Source organism: Collimonas sp. OK242, assembly GCF_900107095.1.
Taxonomy (GTDB): Bacteria; Pseudomonadota; Gammaproteobacteria; order Burkholderiales; family Burkholderiaceae_D; genus Collimonas.
In genome coordinates this window covers 16,631-37,962 of record NZ_FNOR01000009.1, presented here as the reverse complement: position 1 = coordinate 37,962, position 21,332 = coordinate 16,631, and the positions used below count along the sequence as shown (strand labels likewise).

The 21,332-nt window shown below is 58.7% G+C and carries 19 protein-coding genes; 18 read left to right on the top strand and 1 reads right to left on the bottom strand.

Annotated elements, in window-relative coordinates:
- The first annotated feature begins 23 nt into the window (after positions 1 to 23).
- From BLV81_RS11310 to BLV81_RS11300, 3 genes are read left to right on the top strand one after another with little or no spacing between them, the layout of a single operon-like run.
- Positions 24 to 4,049 (top strand): DUF3683 domain-containing protein, encoded by a 4,026-nt coding sequence (locus BLV81_RS11310; RefSeq protein WP_092355856.1) that lies wholly within the window; start codon positions 24 to 26, stop codon positions 4,047 to 4,049.
- 2 nt (positions 4,050 to 4,051) lie between these two features.
- Complete coding sequence (locus BLV81_RS11305) at positions 4,052 to 4,480, top strand: HIT family protein (protein ID WP_092355853.1); 429 nt, start codon at positions 4,052 to 4,054, stop codon at positions 4,478 to 4,480.
- 30 nt (positions 4,481 to 4,510) lie between these two features.
- Positions 4,511 to 4,942, top strand: coding sequence for a gamma-butyrobetaine hydroxylase family protein (locus tag BLV81_RS11300; RefSeq protein WP_092355850.1), 432 nt, complete (start codon positions 4,511 to 4,513; stop codon positions 4,940 to 4,942).
- A 71-nt stretch (positions 4,943 to 5,013) separates the two neighbouring features.
- Here the strand turns inward: BLV81_RS11300 and BLV81_RS11295 are convergent, their stop codons facing one another.
- Positions 5,014 to 6,141, bottom strand: coding sequence for a 2-aminoethylphosphonate--pyruvate transaminase (locus BLV81_RS11295; protein WP_092355847.1), 1,128 nt, complete (start codon positions 6,139 to 6,141; stop codon positions 5,014 to 5,016).
- A 213-nt stretch (positions 6,142 to 6,354) separates the two neighbouring features.
- Here BLV81_RS11295 and BLV81_RS11290 point away from each other — a divergent pair, with 213 nt between their 5' ends.
- The 15 genes from BLV81_RS11290 to BLV81_RS11220 all read left to right on the top strand — a co-directional run bounded on the left by BLV81_RS11290 (position 6,355) and on the right by BLV81_RS11220 (position 21,291).
- Positions 6,355 to 7,065: a phosphonate utilization associated transcriptional regulator gene (locus BLV81_RS11290; RefSeq protein WP_092355844.1), complete on the top strand. Its 711-nt coding sequence runs from the start codon at positions 6,355 to 6,357 to the stop codon at positions 7,063 to 7,065.
- A gap of 37 nt (positions 7,066 to 7,102) precedes the next feature.
- Entirely contained in the window at positions 7,103 to 8,368 is a 1,266-nt protein-coding gene (gene phnA / locus BLV81_RS11285) for a phosphonoacetate hydrolase (protein ID WP_092355841.1), read from the top strand.
- 38 nt (positions 8,369 to 8,406) lie between these two features.
- Positions 8,407 to 9,864 (top strand): phosphonoacetaldehyde dehydrogenase, encoded by a 1,458-nt coding sequence (phnY, locus tag BLV81_RS11280; RefSeq protein ID WP_369823867.1) that lies wholly within the window; start codon positions 8,407 to 8,409, stop codon positions 9,862 to 9,864.
- Positions 9,865 to 9,868: 4 nt separating this feature from the next.
- On the top strand, positions 9,869 to 10,420 hold the full coding sequence (locus BLV81_RS11275; RefSeq protein WP_092355835.1) for a phosphonate degradation HD-domain oxygenase: 552 nt from the start codon (positions 9,869 to 9,871) through the stop codon (positions 10,418 to 10,420).
- A gap of 48 nt (positions 10,421 to 10,468) precedes the next feature.
- Positions 10,469 to 11,857, top strand: a complete 1,389-nt coding sequence (locus BLV81_RS11270) for an FAD-dependent oxidoreductase (RefSeq protein ID WP_092355832.1) — start codon at positions 10,469 to 10,471, stop codon at positions 11,855 to 11,857.
- A 121-nt stretch (positions 11,858 to 11,978) separates the two neighbouring features.
- The gene (gene ubiE, locus BLV81_RS11265) at positions 11,979 to 12,713 is read left to right on the top strand and encodes a bifunctional demethylmenaquinone methyltransferase/2-methoxy-6-polyprenyl-1,4-benzoquinol methylase UbiE (RefSeq protein ID WP_092355829.1); all 735 of its coding nucleotides are present in this window, start codon (positions 11,979 to 11,981) and stop codon (positions 12,711 to 12,713) included.
- Between the two features lie 8 nt (positions 12,714 to 12,721).
- A complete protein-coding gene (locus BLV81_RS11260; protein ID WP_092355825.1) occupies positions 12,722 to 13,675 on the top strand; it encodes a Tim44 domain-containing protein in 954 nt (317 codons plus the stop codon).
- A gap of 90 nt (positions 13,676 to 13,765) precedes the next feature.
- On the top strand, positions 13,766 to 14,350 hold the full coding sequence (locus tag BLV81_RS11255) for a ubiquinone biosynthesis accessory factor UbiJ (RefSeq protein ID WP_092355822.1): 585 nt from the start codon (positions 13,766 to 13,768) through the stop codon (positions 14,348 to 14,350).
- Positions 14,347 to 15,924: a ubiquinone biosynthesis regulatory protein kinase UbiB gene (gene ubiB, locus BLV81_RS11250; protein ID WP_092355819.1), complete on the top strand. Its 1,578-nt coding sequence runs from the start codon at positions 14,347 to 14,349 to the stop codon at positions 15,922 to 15,924. Before BLV81_RS11255 ends, ubiB begins: the two co-directional genes overlap by 4 nt.
- 2 nt (positions 15,925 to 15,926) lie before the next feature.
- Entirely contained in the window at positions 15,927 to 16,553 is a 627-nt protein-coding gene (locus BLV81_RS11245) for a methyltransferase domain-containing protein (RefSeq protein ID WP_092355816.1), read from the top strand.
- Positions 16,554 to 16,925: 372 nt separating this feature from the next.
- Positions 16,926 to 18,011 carry an ABC transporter ATP-binding protein gene (locus tag BLV81_RS11240; RefSeq protein WP_092355813.1) on the top strand — a complete coding sequence of 362 codons (1,086 nt, stop codon included), beginning with the start codon at positions 16,926 to 16,928 and terminating at the stop codon, positions 18,009 to 18,011.
- On the top strand, positions 18,004 to 18,930 hold the full coding sequence (locus BLV81_RS11235; RefSeq protein WP_092355810.1) for an ABC transporter permease: 927 nt from the start codon (positions 18,004 to 18,006) through the stop codon (positions 18,928 to 18,930). The genes BLV81_RS11240 and BLV81_RS11235 overlap by 8 nt, the downstream gene beginning before the upstream one ends.
- Positions 18,927 to 19,709 (top strand): ABC transporter permease, encoded by a 783-nt coding sequence (locus BLV81_RS11230; RefSeq protein WP_092355807.1) that lies wholly within the window; start codon positions 18,927 to 18,929, stop codon positions 19,707 to 19,709. Before BLV81_RS11235 ends, BLV81_RS11230 begins: the two co-directional genes overlap by 4 nt.
- A gap of 24 nt (positions 19,710 to 19,733) precedes the next feature.
- A complete protein-coding gene (locus BLV81_RS11225) occupies positions 19,734 to 20,795 on the top strand; it encodes an ABC transporter substrate-binding protein (protein WP_092355804.1) in 1,062 nt (353 codons plus the stop codon).
- 160 nt (positions 20,796 to 20,955) lie between these two features.
- Positions 20,956 to 21,291 carry an FmdB family zinc ribbon protein gene (locus tag BLV81_RS11220; protein ID WP_092355802.1) on the top strand — a complete coding sequence of 112 codons (336 nt, stop codon included), beginning with the start codon at positions 20,956 to 20,958 and terminating at the stop codon, positions 21,289 to 21,291.
- The last annotated feature ends 41 nt before the right edge of the window (positions 21,292 to 21,332 follow it).

The following is a 21,332-nucleotide window of genomic DNA, read 5'->3' as shown; positions in this document are numbered from 1 at the left end:
AAGCAGTCAACTTTCCTAGACCAATGAACGCCCCAGTAAAAATCCAGGCATTATTGTCAGACGCGCCACACGGCGCCACTCCTACGCGTTTGCGCGAAATTCCCTATAACTACACCTCGTTTTCAGATCGCGAAATTGTGATCCGGCTACTGGGCGAGGCATCCTGGCGTCTGCTCGACGAACTGCGCAGCAAGCGTCAGACCGGCCGTTCCGCCAGAATGCTGTATGAAGTCCTGGGCGACATCTGGGTGGTGCGGCGCAATCCGTATTTGCAAGATGACATGCTGGACAATCCGAAGCGCCGCCAGGCCTTGATTGACGCGTTGCATCATCGTCTCAGCGAAGTCGACAAGCGCCGTATCGTCACCGACCAAGAGGAGAGTGGCGCGGCGCGCGATAGCGCCAGCGATGAAGAAGCGAAACGGCGCAGCGAGAATGTCGAAGCGCTGCTGGCTGCCGCGCGCAAGGCGATTGCCGCCTTCTCTGACGAATTCCGCCAGACCTACGATTTGCGCAAGCGCACCAATAAAATCCTGGGCCGCTATACCGCCAAGGACAACATCAAGTTCGACGGTCTGTCGCGCGTATCGCATGTGACCGACGCCACCGACTGGCGCGTCGAATATCCATTCGTGGTGCTGACGCCCGATAGCGAAGATGAAATGGCCGGCCTGGTCAAGGGCTGCATCGAACTTGGCCTGACCATCATCCCGCGCGGCGGCGGCACCGGCTACACCGGCGGCGCGATTCCGCTGACGCCTTTGTCGGCTGTCATCAACACGGAAAAGCTGGAGCAACTGGGTGCAGTCGAAATGGCTGTGCTGCCGGGTCTGGATAAAGAATACGCCACGATCTATTCTGGCGCCGGCGTGGTTACCAAACGGGTTTCCGACGCTGCAGAAAAAGCCGGTTTCGTATTTGCGGTCGATCCGACTTCGGCCGAAGCGTCCTGCGTCGGCGGCAATATCGCGATGAATGCAGGCGGCAAGAAAGCCGTGTTGTGGGGCACTGCGCTCGACAACCTGGCCAGCTGGCGCATGGTCGATCCGAACGGCGACTGGCTGGATGTAACCCGTCTCGACCACAACCTCGGCAAGATCCACGACACGCCGTTGGCGCGCTTCCAGCTCGAATGGCGCCACCCGGCTGAAAAAGGCCGTCCAAGCGAAACGCCGTTCAAGACGGAAATCCTGGAAATCGCCGGCCGCGTATTCCGCAAGGAAGGCCTGGGCAAAGACGTGACCGATAAATTCCTGGCCGGTTTGCCAGGGATTCAAAAAGAAGGCTGCGACGGTTTAATTACATCCGGGCGCTGGATTCTGCACAAGATGCCGAAGCACACGCGCACCGTCTGCCTGGAATTTTTCGGCCAGGCGCGCGATGCGATTCCATCGATCGTCGAGATCAAAGACTTTCTCGACGCCGAAACCAGAAAGGGCGGGGCGATCCTGGCCGGCCTGGAGCATCTGGACGAGCGTTATCTGCGCGCGGTCGGCTACACCACCAAGTCGAAGCGCGGCGTGCTGCCGAAGATGGCCTTGTTCGGCGATATCGTCGGCGACGACGAAAACGCAGTAGCGCAGGCGGCATCGGAAGTGGTGCGCATGGCTAACAACCGGGTCGGTGAAGGTTTTGTCGCGGTCAGCCCGGAGGCGCGCAAGAAATTCTGGCTGGACCGCGCCCGCACGGCTGCCATCGCCAAGCATACCAACGCCTTCAAGATCAATGAAGACGTGGTGATTCCGCTCAATCGCATGGGCGAGTACACCGACGGTATCGAACGCATCAACATTGAATTGTCGGTCAAGAACAAGCTGCAATTGCTGGGCGGATTGCGCGATTTCCTGCTCAAGGGAAATCTGCCTTTGGGCAAGGGCGACGATGTTGACGGCGACGACATTCCTGCGGCGGAAATCCTGGAAGACCGCGTGCACCAGGCTGAGCAACTGTTAGCCGAGGTGCAGGCGCGCTGGACTTATCTGCTGGCGCATCTGGATACGCCGCTCAAGGATGCGAAAGAACAGCTGGCCGCACTGGGGCTGGAAAAACTCAGCGCGACATTTGACGAGCGCCTGCTGCAACAGCCTGCCGCCACCGTATTCGACGTGGTGCAGGACCGTACTGTGCGGGTCTCCTGGAAACAGGAAGTACGCGCTTTGCTGCGGCAGATTTTCAACGGCGCTTCGTTCAAGCTGATTCTCGACGAGTTCAACGAGATTCACAAGCAGGTCTTGCGCGGCCGCGTATTCGTTGCCTTGCACATGCACGCCGGCGACGGCAACGTGCACACCAACTTGCCGGTCAACTCCGATCACTATGAAATGCTGCAGGATGCGCATGCCGCCGTAGCCCGCATCATGACGCTGGCGCGTTCGCTGGATGGCGTGATTTCGGGCGAACACGGGATCGGCATCACCAAGCTGGAATTCCTGACGGAAGACGAGATCAAGGATTTCCGCAGCTACAAACTGCGGGTCGATCCGGAAGGCCGCTTCAACAAGGGCAAGCTGCTGAACCTGCCTGGTTTCGAGGCTGACCTGAGCAATGCCTATACGCCGTCGTTCGGCCTGATGGGGCACGAATCGCTGATCATGCAGCAAAGCGATATCGGCGCCATCGCCAACAGCGTCAAGGATTGCCTGCGCTGCGGCAAATGCAAGCCGGTGTGCGCCACCCACGTGCCGCGCGCCAATCTGCTGTATTCGCCGCGCAACAAGATCCTGGCGACTTCGCTGCTGGTGGAAGCCTTTCTGTATGAAGAGCAAACGCGGCGCGGCATCTCGATCAAGCATTGGGAAGAGTTTGAAGATGTGGCCGACCATTGCACCGTCTGCCATAAATGCCTGACGCCATGCCCGGTCGACATCGATTTCGGCGACGTCTCGATGAACATGCGCAACCTGCTGCGCAAGATGAACAAGAAATCGTTCAATCCAGGCACCACGGCCGCCATGTTCTTCCTGAATGCAACCGATCCGGCCACTATCAACATGACACGCAAAGTCATGACTGACTGGGGTTTCAAGGCGCAGCGCCTCGGCAACGACATACTGAAGAAATTCGCCAAGAAGCAGACCAAGAAACCGCCGGCCACGGTCGGCAAGGCGCCGATCAAAGAACAGGTAATCCACTTCATCAACAAGAAGATGCCGGGCAATCTGCCGAAGAAGACGGCGCGCGCCTTGCTGGATATCGAAGACGACAAGATCGTGCCGATCATCCGCGATCCGAAGAGCACCACGGCCGATACCGAAGCGGTGTTTTATTTCCCCGGCTGCGGTTCCGAGCGCCTGTTCTCGCAAGTAGGATTGGCGACCCAGGCCATGTTGTGGGAGGTCGGCGTGCAAACCGTGCTGCCGCCGGGTTATCTGTGCTGCGGTTACCCGCAACGCGGCTCCGGCGATTACGACAAGGCGGAAAAGATCATCACCGACAATCGCGTGCTGTTCCATCGCATGGCGAATACCCTGAACTATCTCGACATCAAGACCGTCATCGTATCTTGCGGTACTTGCTACGATCAGTTGCAGGGCTATCAGTTCGACAAGATCTTCCCCGGCTGCCGGATTATCGATATCCACGAATACCTGCTGGAGAAAAATCTCAAGCTGGAAGGCGTCAGCGGTACCCGTTACATGTACCACGATCCTTGCCACAGCCCGATGAAATTGCAGGATCCGATGAAGACGGTGAATGCCTTGATCACCACTGACGACGGCGCCAAGATCGAGAAGAACGAGCGTTGCTGCGGCGAGTCCGGCACCTTCGGCGTGAGCCGTCCGGATGTCGCGACCCAGGTCCGTTTCCGCAAGGAAGAAGAGATGAACAAGGGCGCGGATAAGCTGCGCGCCGACGGTTTTGGCGGCGACGTCAAGATCCTCACTTCCTGCCCGTCTTGCTTGCAGGGTTTGTCGCGCTACAACGATGATTCCGGCACGACCGCCGATTACATCGTGGTTGAAATGGCGCGTCACCTGCTGGGCGAGAACTGGCTGCCGGATTATGTTGCACGCGCCAACAACGGCGGCATCGAAAGGATCCTGGTGTAGCCATGACAACGCATTCGGTTGATTGCGAATTGTGCAGCGGCGACGGTGGGGAAATTCTCCACCGCGCCGAAAAATTCCGCGTGGTGCTGGTCGATGATGCCATGTATCCGGGCTTCTGCCGCGTCATCTGGCACCGCCACGTCAAGGAAATGACGGATTTGTCGACGGCCGATCGCGCGCTATTCATGGATGCCGTATGGATCGTGGAAACCGCCGTGCGCAACATCATGCTGCCAGAAAAAATCAACCTGGCTTGCCTTGGCAACATGACGCCGCATCTGCACTGGCATGTGATTCCACGTTATCTGGACGACGCCCATTTCCCCAGCCCGGTGTGGGCGCAAGCCCAGCGGCAACCGCTGCCGGCCAGCCTTGCGCAGCGGCAGGCATTGCTGGGCGCGTTGCGCGCGGCGATATCCGAGCAGTTTTAATCTTATTTCAAGCTTATCCAGACCATCCCTATGACCGGCTCCAAACAATCAGCACCTGCGCCCATGCCGGTGTCATTCACAGTGCACAAGCAATCGTGCCAGCTGGAAGTCGCCTTCGATGACGGCGCGGTGTTTTCGCTGCCGTTTGAATTGATGCGCGTCTATTCGCCGTCGGCCGAAGTAAGCGGCCACGGTCCAGGGCAAGAGGTACTGCAAACAGGTAAGCGCAAGGTTGAAATGGCTGCGCTTGAACCGGTTGGCAACTATGCCGTCAAGCCGACTTTTTCGGACGGACATGTCAGCGGCATTTATACCTGGGCCTATCTGTATAAGCTGGGGCGAGATCAAGAGGCGATGTGGGAAGATTACCTGCAGCGCCTGGAAGCCGCAGGCCATACGCGAGAAAGCGGGCGGGATTTGCCGATGACAAGCAAGGCCGCAGGCGGCCACGGTTGTGCCTAACGATCTTGCGTGACCAGGCCGGATTCCGTCTTTACAAAATCCGGCCCGTTTTCTTTCTTTAAACTATCTCTTTAAGAGTAGCTTGCGTTTCTTGCCTTTCCCATCTCGCTTAGCGCATCGCCTATCGCATGCACTGCCTGCCGCATTTCTTCCGCGCCAATCGCACCGATGCAACCCACGCGGAAAGTCTCAACCTGGGTCAGCTTGCCCGGATAGAGAATGAAACCTTTGGCGCGCACCCGGTTGTAAAAATTCTTGAACTCATAATTGGCGCTGTGCGGTGCGTGCATGGTGACGATGATGGGCGCCTGGATTTTTGCCGGTAAAAACGGGATCAATCCCAACTCGCGCATGCCCGCCATCAAGGTGTCGTAGTTTTTGGTGTAGCGCGCCAATCTTGCCGGCTGGCCGCCTTCCGCAAAAAACTGGTTCAAGGCCTGATGGAAGGCAACCACGATATGCGTCGGCGGCGTGAAGCGCCATTGCGTGGTCTTTTCCATGTAGGCCCACTGGTCGTGCAAATCTAGCGACAAGGACCTGGAGTTGCCTGCGCATTTTTCCAATACGTTCTTGCGCGCAATCACAAAACCCATGCCTGGCGGCCCTTCTATGCATTTGCCGCTGGCCGCGATCAGCGCATCGAAACTGATCTTCGCCGCGTCGATTTCCAGCGCGCCAAAGGAACTCATGGCGTCGATGATCAGGCTCTTCTTGTGCCGTGCCACCACCGCGGCGATTTCCTGCAAGGGATTCAAGATGCCGGTGCTGGTTTCGCAATGGATCACGCCGACATGCGTGATGCTGCGGTCGTTGCTCAGCACGCGCTCGACGTCGGCAGCGGTGGTCGGCACGTCCTCGGCGGTTTCGAATACCGTTACCTGGCGTCCCATCATCTCGACGATTTTTGCCATGCGCTTGCCGTAGGCGCCGTTGATCAGCACCAGCATGTGGCCGTTGCGCGGCAGCAGCGTGTTGATCGCCGCTTCTATCGAAAACGTGCCGCTGCCCTGCATCGGCACGCACACATGCGTCTCATGGGCATTGGCGATGTCCAGCAGTTGCTGGCGCAGCTTGCCGGTGATGGCATTGAATGATGCATCCCATGAACCCCAATCCTGCAGCATGGCGCTCTTGGTAGCGAGCGATGTGGTCAGCGGTCCTGGCGTCAGAAGAATCGGGTCGCGGCTTTGCAGGCTCATGCTATTTCCTTTGGTTTGGTGCAGGTATTGGTCAACTATAAAAAGATGCCGGGTGAGCAGATCTGGCGCCAGCTTTGCGCATTCTTCAACAGCAGGCGCGCGGTCTATCTGTTGCAGGGGTCTGCTTGTAATTGCATCATGTTTTATGTATTTTGTTGACAATCTACACGTTGTTAAATTAAAGTGCAATCACCGACTCGAAAAAAAATTGCCATGACTACTAGCCGCACAATGAACACCATCGCCCTGGTCCAGAAAAACTCGCTGCCTTCGCTCGTGCAAAAGGAGCTGGAACGCATGATCCTGGCCGGCGATCTGGTCGCCGGCGACAAACTCAATGAAGTGTCGCTGGCGGACATGCTGGGCGTTTCACGCGGTCCGGTACGCGAGGCGTTCCGGGCGCTGGAAGAGGCGGGGCTGGTCCTGCAGGAAAAGAATTGCGGCGTCTTCGTGCGCCAGATCTCGGTCGAAGAAGCCGACGAAATCTATGAAGTGCGGGCCGTGCTGGATGAGCTGATCGGGCGCAAGCTGGCAGCGACCATCAAACCGGCCCAGGTGCAGGAACTACGCACGTTGCTCGATCGCATGGATGGCATGGTGACGCTGGGCGATATCGACGGCTACCTGAAGTTGAATCTGCATTTCCATGACTCGCTGGTGCAGTTCACCGCCAACAAGAAGTTGTTGCATACCTATCGGCGCCTGGTCAACGAACTCAATTTGTTCCGCCGCTCGGCGCTGGCGCAAAAGGGCAGCCTGCCGACTTCAACCGGCGAGCATCACAAGATCGTCGATGCCATCGCCAATGGCGATGCGCAAGCTGCAGGCGACATCATGCGCGAACACGCAGTCGCCGGACGTAAGCGCATGCATCAGGCGCAAGTGCAGGCCGCTGCCGGCGGTGCCGTTGCGGCGTCCAACTAACTCGCCGCAACTGATAGCATCACAGCGAAAGCAAGCCATGTCCAATCCCAAAAGCCTCAGCGAATCTCTCAGTGAATCTCTCACCATCAACGGCCGCAGCTATCAACCGATGCAGCAGCCGCTGGTAGTGGTTTGCGTCGACGGCTGTGAACAGGAATACATCAATCAGGCGATACAAGCCGGCGTCGCACCATTCCTGAAAAAAATGGCGGAGCAGGGCACGGTGCTTAGCGCGGACTGCGTGGTGCCGAGCTTTACCAATCCTAACAATCTGTCGATCGTGACCGGCGTGCCGCCTTCCGTGCATGGCATCTGCGGTAATTATTTCTATGATCTGGAGACCAGGCAGGAAGTCATGATGAACGACGCCAAATACCTGCGCGCCGGCACCATATTCGAGGCCTTCTCCAACGCCGGCGCCAAGGTCGCGGTGATCACCGCCAAGGACAAATTGCGCAGTTTGCTCGGGCATAAAATGCGCGGCGGCATCTGTTTCTCGGCAGAGAGGGCCGATCAGGCTACGCTGGAGCAGAACGGCATAGAGAATTTGCTGGAACTGGTCGGCATGCCGCTGCCGTCGGTGTACAGCGCGGAACTGTCGGAGTTCGTGTTTGCCGCCGGCGTCAAACTGCTGGAGACACAGCGTCCGGATATCATGTATCTGTCGACCACCGACTATATCCAGCATAAGTACGCGCCCGGTACAGCTGGCGCCAATGCTTTCTACGCCATGATGGATCGCTACCTGACCCGGCTCGATACCTTGGGCGCGGCAATTGGCCTGACTGCCGATCACGGCATGAACGCCAAGACCGACAGCGCCGGCAATGCCAACGTGATTTACTTGCAGGATGTGCTGGACGCCCAGGTCGGCGTTGAGAAAACCCGTGTCATCCTGCCGATCACCGATCCGTATGTGGTGCATCACGGCGCGCTCGGTTCTTACGCCACCGTCTATCTCGGCGGCGGCTCCGATGCGGCCGACCTCGTGCACATCGCTGACAAGATCCGCGCCATTGCCGGCATCGAACTGGTGCTGACGCGCGCGCAGGCGGCACGGCGCTTTGAATTGCCGCCGGATCGTATCGGCGATCTGGTGGCGGTCAGCGAGCGCCTGACCGTGATCGGCACCGCTGCCAGCCGTCACGATCTGTCCGGATTGAAGTTGCCGCTGCGTTCGCACGGCGGCATTTCCGAGCAAAAGGTGCCGCTGATGTTCAACCGCAAATTGAGCGCCATCCCGGCGGATCATCGACTGCGCAATTTCGATGTGTTTTTCCTGGCGATGAATAACGCGCAATAGATTTTCTCCACTCTCTGACAAGCAGATCCGAGGACATGATGCTGACCGAACTGAGCAAGCTCAAGCAAGGCGAACCTTTACATCAAAACATGCGGATCGCCGGAAAACCGGTTGGCAACCCGCGCCGCATAGAGATTCGTAATCCATACAATGGCGTACTGGTCGGTTCGGTGCCGAAAGCGACAGTCGAAGATATCCGCCTAGCCTTTCGTATCGCGCGTCAGTTCAAGTCGGCGCTGACGCGTTTCGAACGCTCCCAGATCATGCTGCGGGCGGCGGAAATATTGCGCGCCAATACCGATGCGATTTCCGACCTGATCACGGCGGAAGCCGGGCTGTGCAAGAAAGACAGCCTGTATGAAGTCGGCCGCGCCTGCGATGTGTTCGTGTTTGCCGCGAACCAGGCGCTGGTGGACGACGGCCAGGTGTTTTCCTGCGACCTGACGCCGCATGGCAAGCAGCGCAAGGTCTACACTTTGAAAGAACCGTTGCTGGGCGCCATCTCGGCGATCACGCCGTTCAATCATCCGCTCAATCAGGTCGCCCACAAAGTAGCGCCGTCCATCGCCACCAATAACCGGATGGTGCTGAAGCCGACTGAAAAGACGCCCTTGTCAGCCTTGCTGCTGGCAGACATCTTGTACCAGGCAGGCCTGCCGCCGGCAATGTTCTCGGTCGTCACCGGCGATCCCGCCGAAATCGCCGACGAGATGCTGACCAATCCCGATGTCGACCTGGTGACATTTACCGGCGGTGTGCCGATCGGCAAATACATTGCCGGCAAGGCAGTGTACAAACGCCAGGTCCTGGAGCTGGGCGGCAACGATCCGATTATCGTGATGGAGGACGCCGATCTGGAAGAAGCGGCGACGCTGGCGGTTTCCGGTTCATACAAGAATTCCGGCCAACGCTGCACGGCGATCAAGCGCATGATCGTGCATCAAGCGGTAGCCGACGAGTTCGTTGAACTGCTGGTGAACAAAACCAAGGCCGTCAAATACGGCGATCCAATGAACCCGCATAACGACATGGGCAGCGTGATCGACGCCCGTTCCGCCAGCGCCTTCGAAGCCAAGGTCAACGATGCGCAACAACGCGGCGCCAAACTCCTGTTCGGCAATGTGCGCGACGGTGCGCTGTATTCGCCCACCGTGCTGGATCATGTGCCGGCCGATTGCCAACTGGTTGCCGAGGAAACCTTCGGCCCGGTATCGCCGGTGATCCGCTGCACCGATATTGCCGAAGCGATCCGCATCTCCAATTCGACACCTTACGGCTTGTCGTCATCGGTATGCACCAACCGGCTCGACTACATCACCCGCTTCGTGCGCGAACTGGAAGTCGGCAGCATCAATGTCCGCGAAGTCCCCGGCTATCGATTGGAACTGACGCCGTTCGGCGGCATCAAGGATTCCGGCCTGGGCTACAAGGAAGGCGTGCAGGAAGCGATGAAGAGCTTCTGCAATACCAAAACCTATTCTCTGCCCTGGAACTGAATCCATGCTGACCATCCCGCAAATTTGCGCACTGTTCGAACGCGGCGGTCACCAGATGTACAGCGGCGAGCCGGTCAACCAGTTGCAGCACGCGCTGCAATCGGCCACCCTGGCAGAGCAGGCCGGCGCTGAGCCGGAGCTGGTTTGCGCCGCCTTGCTGCACGATCTCGGGCACCTGCTGAATCCGCAAGGCGAGACGCCGTCGGCGCGCGGCGTCGACGACACCCATCAATATTTCGCGATACCGTATCTGCGCGGTTTGTTCCGCCCGGCGGTGCTGGAGCCGATTCGTTTGCACGTCGACGCCAAGCGCTATTTGTGCGCCACGGACAGCGCTTATCGGGAGCGCCTGTCCGAGGATTCCAAGCGTAGCCTGGAATTGCAGGGCGGCGTTTTTTCCGCCGCCGATGCGGCGCAATTCATCGCCCGCCCTTATGCCGCCGATGCGCTCAGCCTGAGGCTGTGGGACGACCAGGCCAAGGTGGAAGGAAAGGCGACTCCCGATTTGCGGCATTTCTCCAAATTGATGTCTGCCTGCGCTTTGGCCACTGCTTAGTTGCCGCTTAGTTACTTTTAATCATTGCTCACCCAGGATTGATAACCCATGCGCCCATTCTGGCTGGAAGATGCACTATTCGCCGACGGTGAGTTGGCCCCGGCGCTGCAGGGTCAGCAACAGGCAGACGTCGGCATTGTCGGCGGCGGCTTTACCGGTTTGTGGACTGCGATCCAGCTCAAGCAGCAAAACCCGGCGCTCGACATTGCCATCATCGAAAGCGATCTGTGCGGCGCCGGCGCCAGCGGCCGCAACGGCGGCTGCCTGCTGACCTGGGCCACCAAATTCTTTACCCTGCGCCGTTTGTTCGGCGAAGCCGAAGCCGTACGCCTGGTCAAGGCCTCGGAAGCGGTAGTCGATCACATCGGCAATTTTTGCCGCGAACACAAGATCGACGCTGAATTCCGTCAGGACGGCACTTTGTATACCGCCACCGCCAAGGCGCAACTGGGCGTGCTGGACCCGGTGCTGGAAGAGTTGCAGCGGCAAGGCATCAGCTCTTACCATGCGCTGCCGGATACTGAAGTACAACGTCGCTCCGGCTCGACCCGCAATCTGGCCGGCGTGTTCTCGCCGATGGCGGCGACTGTGCATCCGGGAAAACTGGTGCGCGGCTTGCGCCGTGTGGCGCTGGAGATGGGGATACGGATCTACGAAAGAACGCCGATGCTGTCGTTTACGCCCGGCGCCACGGTCACGCTGCAAACGCCGGCCGGCAGCCTGCAGGTCGGCAAGACGGTGTTGGCCATCAACGCCTGGATGGCCAGCCGCTTCCCGCAATTCGAGCGCACCCTGGCGGTGGTCTCCAGCGATATGGTGATCACTGAAAAATGTCCTGATCTATTGCGCAGCATCGGTCTGACGGATGGCGTATCGGTATTGGATTCGCGTACTTTCGTCTTCTATTACCGCACTACCGAAGACGGCCGCCTGATGCTGGGCAAGGGCGGCAACACCTTCGCCTGGCGCGGCCGCATCCTGCCGGTGTTCGATCAACGCTCGCCCTATGAACAGCAGCTCAAGCGCAGCCTGCACGAATTTTTTCCGGCGCTGGCCGACGTGCCGATCAGCGCCAGCTGGAACGGCGCTTCAGACCGCTCGGTAAGCGGTTTCCCGTTCTTCGGGCGCTTGAACGAGATGCCGAATGTATTTTACGGTTTCGGTTATTCCGGCAATGGCGTCGGCCCCAGTTACATGGGCGGGCAATTATTGTCGTCGCTGGTGCTGGGCCTTGATAATGCATGGAGCCGCAGCCCGCTGGCGGCCGGCCCGCGCGGCCGGTTCCCGCCGGAGCCGCTGCGTTATATAGGTTCGCTGGTAGTGCGCGATGCGATCCGGCGCAAGGAACTGGCGGAAGACCAGGATCGCAAACCGTGGCTGCTGGACCGGATGTTGAGCAAGTTGGCCAACGCTGCGGGCAAAGCCGATAAGGCTTAGTTGTTTTTCCGCCATGTAAAGCTGGGCATGTCGCTGATAAATCGCCTATGGATTATTTGGCAAGCCAGGCAAGCCTTGGCGGGACTTGTATAATGTAAGTCTGCCAAATAAGCTTGCCACCATGACCAACACCACGCATTTCGGTTACAAAACCGTCTCCGAGGACGATAAAGTCCACAAAGTCGCCGAAGTTTTCCACTCGGTCGCGCCCAAATACGATGTCATGAACGATTTGATGTCGGCCGGTCTGCATCGGGTCTGGAAAATTTTCACCATTGCCCAGGCGGCTATCCGTCCCGGCTTCAAGGTTCTGGATATTGCCGGCGGCACCGGCGATCTGGCCAAGGCTTTCGCCAAGCGCGCCGGACCTACCGGCGAAGTCTGGCTGACCGATATCAACGAGTCCATGCTGCGCGTGGGGCGTGACCGCCTCTTGAATACCGGCCTGTCCACCCCCACCTTACTCTGCGATGCGGAGAAATTGCCGTTTCCGGACAATTATTTCGACCGGGTATCGGTGGCGTTCGGTTTGCGCAACATGACGCACAAGGATGCAGCGCTGGCAGAAATGCGGCGCGTATTGAAGCCGGGCGGCAAGTTGCTGGTGCTGGAGTTTTCGAAAGTCTGGGAACCGCTGAAAAAACCTTACGACGTCTACTCGTTTTCCGTACTGCCGTGGCTGGGCAAGAAAATTGCCAATGATTCTGAAAGCTACCGTTACCTGGCTGAGTCGATCCGCATGCATCCCGATCAGGACACCCTGAAGCAGATGATGACGGATGCCGGCCTGGCGCGGGTTGAGTATTTCAATTTAACTGCCGGCGTGGCGGCCTTGCATACCGGCATAAAACTGTAGGAGTTCGCATGAAGAGATTTTTGCTGGTGCTGCTGATGGTCGCAAGCACCTTGTCGTTGACCATATCGAATGCCGATGCGCGCCGCCTGGGCGGCGGCGGGTCGTTCGGCAAACAGTCGTCCGGGATTACCCGCCAGGCGCCAAGCCAGCCGACGCAGAATTTCGGCAACACCAACCAGGCCAAGCCGGCCGCACCTGCCACCACTACGCCGCAAACGATCCCGCCTAAACCGGCCAGCCCTTGGAAGGGTATCCTGGGCGGCGCTTTGCTGGGCCTGGGCCTGGGCGCTTTGATGTCGCACTTCGGCATGGGCGGCGCATTCGGTTCTTTCCTGTTGATGGCCTTGCTGGCGGTCGCGGTAATTTTTGTTGTGCGGCTGGTAATGCGCAAGGCCGGCAATACGCCGGCGCCTGCCGCCTATTCTGGTGCAAGTTCCAGTGTCAATTCGCCGGCCGCCAGTTTCGACAGCAGCGCTTCCGGCTTTACGCCTGAAATCGGCTCGCGCATCAATTCCGCCCCTTCGTTCCAGCCTTCTGCATTGCAGGCGGATTCGGCCGCGGCCGGCCACGGCGCGCCTTGGGGCATTCCTGCCGATTTCGACGTGCCGGGCTTCGTGCGCAGCGCAAAGACCTATTTCATTCGCCTGCAAGCCGCCTGGGACAAGGCCGATATCAACGATATCCGTGAATTCACCACGCCGGAAATGTTCGGCGAATTGCGCCTGCAATTGCAAGAGCGCGGCGCATCGCCCAATAATACCGATGTGGTGCAGCTGGACGGCGAGTTGATGGGTATCGAAACCGTCGGCAACGACTATCTGGCCAGCGTCAAATTCACCGGCCTGATCAAGGAAGCGCCGGAAGCATCGGCGGAACCGTTCACCGAGGTCTGGAACCTGTCCAAGCCGCAATCGGGGCAGGGCGGCTGGGTTTTGGCAGGGATTCAGCAGGTCAATGCATAAATGCTAAGGCCATAGGCAGGTTTTGAGCCTGCTAAACTGATAAACTTGGGACCGCCCGTGAATAGTCACGGGCGGTTTTGTTTTCTGACGATGACTCATCCAATCAATTTCACGCCGATCACCGCCGCCATCAATCATTTGCTGGCGCAAGAACCATGGGCGCAGCGCATCCTGGCCGCGCACGCGGACAAAGTCGCCTGCTTCGATGGCGGCGCAGTCAAACTGCGCTGGCAGGTCAGCGCCGACGGCCTGTTGCAAGCGCCGGCGCCGGACGCCGCCGTGAACGTCACGATTCGGCTTAACCTGGCCGACCTGCCGCTGATTGCGCAGAACCGGGAGCGCGCCTTTTCCTATGTGAAGATCGATGGCGATGCCGATTTTGCCAACGCCATTTCGCAAGTCAGCCAGGGTTTGCGCTGGGACGCCGAACACGATCTGAGCAAGCTGGTCGGCGATATCGCCGCCGTGCGCATCGTGGCCGGCAGCAATGCGCTGATTGCCGGCGCGGTGGCTACCCATAAGAAGCTGGCGGAAAACGTCGCCGAATATTTTCTGGAAGAACAACCGATGCTGGTGCGGCCGCAGGCGGTATCCGATTTTACGAATGATGTCACCAGGCTGCGCGACGATCTGGAGCGGCTCGCCAAACGCATCAACAAACTGAAGAATTCATGATCCTGAAATTGCTACGCCTGTTAAAAATTGTCCGCGTTGCCGTGCGTTACGGCCTGGACGATATCGCGATGTCGGGTTTCGATACGCCGCGCATCTCCAAGCTGATCGATACCCTGATTTTCTGGCGCGACATTTCGGCGCCGCGCGGTGAGCGTTTGCGCAAGGCCCTGGAAGAGCTGGGGCCGATTTTCGTCAAGTTTGGACAGGTGCTGTCGACCCGGCGCGACCTGCTGCCCGGCGACATGGTCGACGAACTGTCGCGTCTGCAGGACCGGGTGCCGCCGTTCAGCTCGGACCTGGCGATCGCGCAGATCGAAAAATCATTGAAGGCGCATCCGGACGATTTGTTTGCGAGCTTCGAGCGTGAGCCGGTGGCCTCGGCCTCGATTGCGCAGGTGCACTTTGCGACACTGAAAAACGGCAAGGAGGTGGCAGTCAAGGTGCTCCGGCCCGGCATGAAAAAGTCGATCGACGAAGATGTGGCGCTGATGCACATCGCCGCCGGCCTGGTCGAGAAATTGTGGGCTGACGGCCGCCGCCTGAAGGCGCGCGAGGTAGTCGGCGAATTCGATAAGTACCTGCATGACGAACTGGACCTGATGCGCGAGGCCGCCAACGGCAGCCAGCTGCGCCGCAATTTTGCCGACTCCCATTTGTTGGTAGTGCCGGAAATGTATTGGGACTATTGCTCATCGTCGGTGATCGTGATGGAGCGCATGCACGGCATCCCGATTTCGCAGCTGGACCGCCTGCGCGATGCCGGCGTCGATCTCGCCAAACTGTCGCGCGATGGCGTCGAGATTTTTTTCACCCAGGTATTTCGCGACGGTTTTTTCCATGCCGACATGCATCCCGGGAATATCCTGGTGTCGGTGGCGCCGGCCACCTTCGGCCGTTACATCGCACTTGATTTCGGCATCGTCGGCACGCTCAACGATTTCGATAAAGATTATTTGTCGCAGAATTTCCTGGCGTTTTTCCAGCGTGATTACAAACGTGTGGCGGAAGCCCATATCGAATCCGGCTGGGCGCCCAGGGAAACCCGGGTGGATGAGCTGGAGTCAGCGGTGCGCGCCTGCTGCGAACCGATCTTCGACCGGCCGCTGAAGGATATCTCCTTCGGCCAGGTGCTGTTGCGCCTATTTCAGACTTCGCGCCGCTTTAATGTCGAGGTGCAGCCGCAGCTGGTGCTGCTGCAAAAAACCTTGCTCAACGTCGAAGGCCTGGGTCGCCAGCTTGATCCTGAGCTCGATCTGTGGAAAACCGCCAAGCCGTACCTGGAGCGCTGGATGAGCGAGCAAATGGGCTGGCGTGGGCTGATCCAGCAGTTGAAGATCGAAATGCCGCGCTACAGCAAGCTGTTGCCGCAACTGCCGCGCCTGGCGCATCAGGCGTTGACGCAGGTGGTGGAGCCGAAGACTGAGCAAAACAATGAGTTGATGTGGCGGCTGATTGCAGAACAGCGCCAGACCAATCACCTGCTCGGCGTGCTGGTGTATGCCGGCGGCGGCCTGGCGGCCGGCGTGCTGTTGACGCTGCTGTATTTCCGCTTCGGTCACATGATTTGGTGGTGAGCATGACCACGCCCGCTTCTAAACCCGATGCCACCCCCAAGTTTGTCCATCGCGATCCCTCCCATCCGGATTTCTGGAGCGAGCGTTTCGAGCAAGATTTCATTCCCTGGGATAAGGGCGGCGTGCCGCAGGCGCTGCAGCAATACCTGAGCCGCAGCAAACCGGTGGCGACCCTGATCCCCGGTTGCGGCAGCGGTTATGAAGTCGCGTTGCTGTCGGAAGCCGGCTGGGACGTGATCGCCATCGATTTTTCCGACGCTGCCGTGAGCGCAGCGCGCACTGTGCTGGGCAAATGGTCGGAGCGCGTACTGCAGGCCGATTTCTTTACCTATCAGCCGCCACAGCCGCTGGGGCTGATCTACGAACGCGCCTTCCTGTGCGCTTTGCCGCCGGCTAAACGCGCCGCCATCGTCCGCCGCTGGGCCGAGCTGTTGCCGGCAGGTGGCACCCTGGCCGGCTTCTTCTTTTTCGACGAGAACCCTAAAGGCCCGCCGTTCGGCATCGGCCGGACCGAACTGGAACGCTTATTGCATGTTGATTTTGAGCTGGTCGATGAACGGGAAGTGAGCGATTCCATCGCCGTGTTTGCGGGAAAAGAGCGTTGGATGGAGTGGCGGCGGCGCGCTTAGCTTGGGTTCCAGCCGGCGTCGGCCAATGTCAGCCAGGGATATGCGCGGTTGCGCTTAAGCTGGCTTTTTTTACATAAATGACGGACGCCTTGCTACAATTGGCGGTTTTTTGCCCCTCAGGACATGATCCTAGATTCGGTAGTTGACCGCTTACTTATGTTTAGCAAGTCCCATGACCACTGATTTTCTTTCGTTCGATACGGCTCATCAATTGGCTAAAAGCGCTACAGGTACGATTGCACACTTTTCCGGCCCTCTGGCGTCGTTGCTCCTCCTAGCGGAATGTAGTCCGCGTCGTCGTCGCGCCTATCCAGAGGACCGGAAAAATGCACACTCGCACCTGTCCAACTACCGAATCTAGGATAAAGACATATGGCGCTGCTCGAAATCCGTAATGTCAGTCGTCGTTTCGGCGACTTTGCCGCAGTCGACAATATCAGCCTGTCGATTGAAGCCGGCGAATTCTTTACTTTGCTAGGTCCTTCCGGCTGCGGTAAAACCACTTTGCTGCGCATGATTGCCGGTTTCGACCTGCCGGATTCCGGCCAGATCCTGCTGGATGGCGTCGATCTGGTGGGCAGTCCGCCGGAGCAGCGGCCGGTATGCACCGTTTTCCAGAACTATGCGCTGTTTCCGCACATGACGGTCTCGGCCAATATCGCATTTCCCCTGAAAATGGCTAAGGTGCCGGCCGAACAGATCCGCGCCCGCGTCGAGGAGGCGCTGGAAGACGTGCGCCTGAGCGGCTTCGCCGCGCGCTTCCCGCACGAATTGTCAGGCGGTCAACGGCAACGGGTTGCTGTCGCCCGGGCGCTGGTGTCGCGTCCCAAGTTGCTGCTGCTGGATGAACCGCTGTCAGCGCTGGACGCCAAATTGCGTGAGCAGATGCAGATCGAGTTGATCAATTTGCAAAAGGAAGTCGACATCACTTTCGTCTACGTCACCCACGATCAGGGTGAAGCGCTGGCGCTGTCGCACCGGATCGCGGTCATGAATCGCGGCAGTGTCGAGCAGCTGGATGAGCCTTCGCGCATCTACAGTTATCCGCGCACCCGTTTTGTGGCCGACTTCATCGGCACCTGCAATTTGCTGGACGGCGCGATCGCCAGTATCGACGGCGCCGCCATGAAGCTGGACGTGCCCGGCCTCGGCCAGGTCAAGAGCGCGCTACCGCCGGATGCCGTAGCCGGCCGTAAAGGCACCCTGGCTTTGCGGCCGGAGAAAATCCACATCAGCGCCGAGATCGGCGCCGACACCGCGGAGAACCACTTCAAGGGTTTCGTCAAAGAGTTGTTGTATCTGGGCGACGTCACCGTCTACATCGTACAGACCGAGGGCGGCACCGCCATCGAGGCCTTGCTGGCGAATTCGGCGGCCGGCCGCGCCAAATTCTTTGAAGTCGGCGATACGGTGGATATCGCCTGGCAATTCGACGCAGGGCATTTCTTGTATGAGTAAGGTTGCCAACCAGGCGGCAAAGAAGCTGTCTGACGCAGCAGCGAAACGCAGCCGCATGGCGCGCTGGCTGATCAGCGGGCCGCCGCTGTTTTACCTGCTGTTGTTTTTTGCTATCCCCAGTCTGATCATGGTGTTCGCCTCGATCCGTTATGCCGGCGACTACGGCGGCCTGGCGCCGGTCTTCGACGAGGCCGGCAAGCTGAACCTGACACTGGAGAATTTTCAACGCTTCACTTCCGATTTCATTTACACGGCGATCTTCCTGAAGTCGCTGATGTATGCGGTGATCACCACCTTCTGCTGCCTGCTGATGGCTTATCCGCTGGCGTTGCTGATTGCGCGCAGTCCCAAGAAATATCGCGATTTGCTGATCCTGCTGGTGATCCTGCCGTTCTGGAGCAACTTCCTGATACGCGTCTATGCATGGATGATCATCCTCGGTCCGCAGTCCGGCCTGACCCAGGCTGTCAACTATGTGCTGGGACTGGCCGGGATCGAACCGGTGCGCTTGTTGTTTACCGGGTTTGCGGTGATTGTCGGCCTGGTCTATGTGCATTTGCCGTTCATGGTCTTGCCCTTGTACGCCAATCTGGAAAAGCACGATCCGGCCTTGGTCGACGCCGCGCAGGATCTGGGCGCATCGGCCTGGCAGCGTTTCTGGCGCATCACTTTCCCGCTATCCTTGCCCGGCGTGTACGCCGGCGCGGCGCTGGTCTTCATTCCGGCGCTGGGGATTTTTGCGGTGTCCGACATTCTGGGCGGCACCGGCAGCGACATGATAGGGAATGTCATCAAGCAGCAATTCCTGGAAACCCGCGACTGGCCGTTCGGCAGCGTGCTGTCCATCGTCCTCACGGTGGCGGCCCTGATCGCCGCCGGCATTGCGGTGCTGGTGGCAAGGCCGAGGAGAGCCGCATGACCAAGATAATAAGGCGTCCGCCGGGCTTGTGGCTGGTAGCGCTGGCCGTGTACGCTTTCCTGTACGTGCCGCTGATCATCGTAGTGGTGTACTCCTTCAACGATTCGCAGCTCAATGCCGAGTGGGTAGGTTTCACGCTGGATTGGTATCGCAAGCTGTTCCACAACGAAGAGATGCTGCAAGCCGCCGGCAATTCCTTGATGATTGCGCTGGTAGCCAGCGCCGCGTCTACCATGCTGGGCACCATGGCCGGTTTTGCGATGCATCGCTACAAGCTGAAATTGCTGCCCTTGCTGGTGCTGACACCGATCGCGATTCCGGAAATCCTGGTCGGCGTGTCGCTGCTGATTTTCTTCGTGATGCTCAATATCACCTTGGGCCTGGTCTCGATCGCCCTGGCGCATATCGCATTCTGCATAGGTTTTGTGGCGATTGTGGTGCGCTCGCGCTTGTCCGGCATGGATGAAAGCCTGACCGAAGCGGCGCGCGATTGCGGCGCCACCCCGCTGCAAGCGTTCCGCCTGGTCACGCTGCCGTTGATCATGCCGGGCGTAGTGGCGGGAGCCTTGATGGCGTTCACCTTGTCGATCGACGATTTCGTGATTACCTTCTTTACCGCCGGCGCCAACGCCTCCACCTTGCCGCTGCAGATCTATTCGATGATCAAGATTGCCGTCACGCCGGAGGTAAATGCCGTCTCTACCTTATTGATGGGGCTGACCCTGCTGCTTATAATCATCGCTTCCAAGCTGGCGCCAAACGCCATCCGTTCCTCGTAATTTCGTCCGCCTATCAGGATTGCCATGAAAAAACTGCTCGCCGTCGCGACTCTCTTGTTTGCCAGCATCTCGGCCCAGGCTGCCGATGAACTGCATTTGTACAACTGGAACAATTACATTGCGCCGGAAACCGTGCAGCGTTTCGAGGCCTTCTGCAAATGCAAGGTGGTGCAGACTTATTATGGCGACAACGAAGAAATGCTGGCCAAGCTGGCCGCCGGCGCCAAGGGCTATGACATCATCGTGCCGACCGGCAATGCGCTGGATGCATTGATCAAGCAGCAAGCCCTGCTGCCACTCGACAAGGGCCAGTTGCCGAATCTGAAAAACGTCAATCCGTCCTATCTGAACACTGATTTCGACAAGGGCAACAAGTATTCCGTACCCTATGCCTACACCGTGACCCTGATGGGTTACAACGATCAAAAGATGAAGGAACTGGGCATCCAGGTCGATAGCTGGGCGGCGATTTTCGATCCCAAGATCCTGGCCAAGATCCAAGGCAAGGTAACGGTGCTGGATTCCGCCAATGAACTGATGGCGGCGGCCCTCAAGTATCTCGGCTATTCCGCCAACGATACCGACGAGCAGCACTGGCAGCAAGCCAAGGATGTGATACTCAAGGCTAAACCCTACTGGGCGGCGTTCAACGGCAGCAGTTATATCAAAGAATTAACGGTAGGCAATATCTGGCTGGTGCATGGTTATTCGAATGACATCTTCCAGGCCGATGTCGATGCCCAAAAAGCCGGCCGCAAATTCCATATCCGCCACGCCATGCCGAAAGAAGGCGCGGTGCTGGCGCTGGATAGCATGGTGATTCACAAAGCGGCGCCGCGGCCCGACCTGGCGCTCAAGTTCATCAATTTCATGCTGGATGGCAAGAATGCCGCCGAGCTCAGCAATCTGATCGGTTCCGGCAATCCGAATGCCGACGCCGCCAAGTACATCAGGCCTGAAATCGCCAATAACCCGGCGATCTTTCCGGACAAGGCAGGTTTCGCCAAGCTGGAGATGCTGAAAGACTTGAACAGCAAGCAACGGCGCGCCGTCAACCGTATCTGGACCGAGATCCGCGCGCGCTAGTTGGCCGGCGCACGGTTTTGTGTAATATAAAATCAACAACGGCGCCGCCAATTCATGGCGTCGCCGCCACAAGCTGTCGGCTAAGCCCGCACTCAGCCCGTATATACTCGAAAAAACCTTTATAATTCAGGGTTTTGTAAGATATTTGCGGAGTTTCACCATGCCGATTTATGCGTATCGCTGCGAAGCCTGTGGTTTTGCCAAAGATGTACTGCAAAAGATGTCCGATGAGCCGCTGACGGTCTGCCCGACCTGCAGCAAAGCCGAGTTCAAGAAGCAGGTGACTGCAGCTGGTTTCCAGCTCAAGGGCACCGGCTGGTACGTGACCGATTTCCGTGGCGGCGCAGGCGCGACAGTGCCGCCGGTAAGCGCGGCTGAGCCGGCATCGGCCGCCGGCACAGCTGCCGCTCCGGCCGCCGCAGTCGCATCGGCGCCAGCCGCAACGCCAGCAACACCTGCAGCAGCGGCTAGCAGCACGCCGGCTGCAGCGACATAAGGTCACTCAAGTAATCCAGCAAGTTGAAAACCAGGCGCACG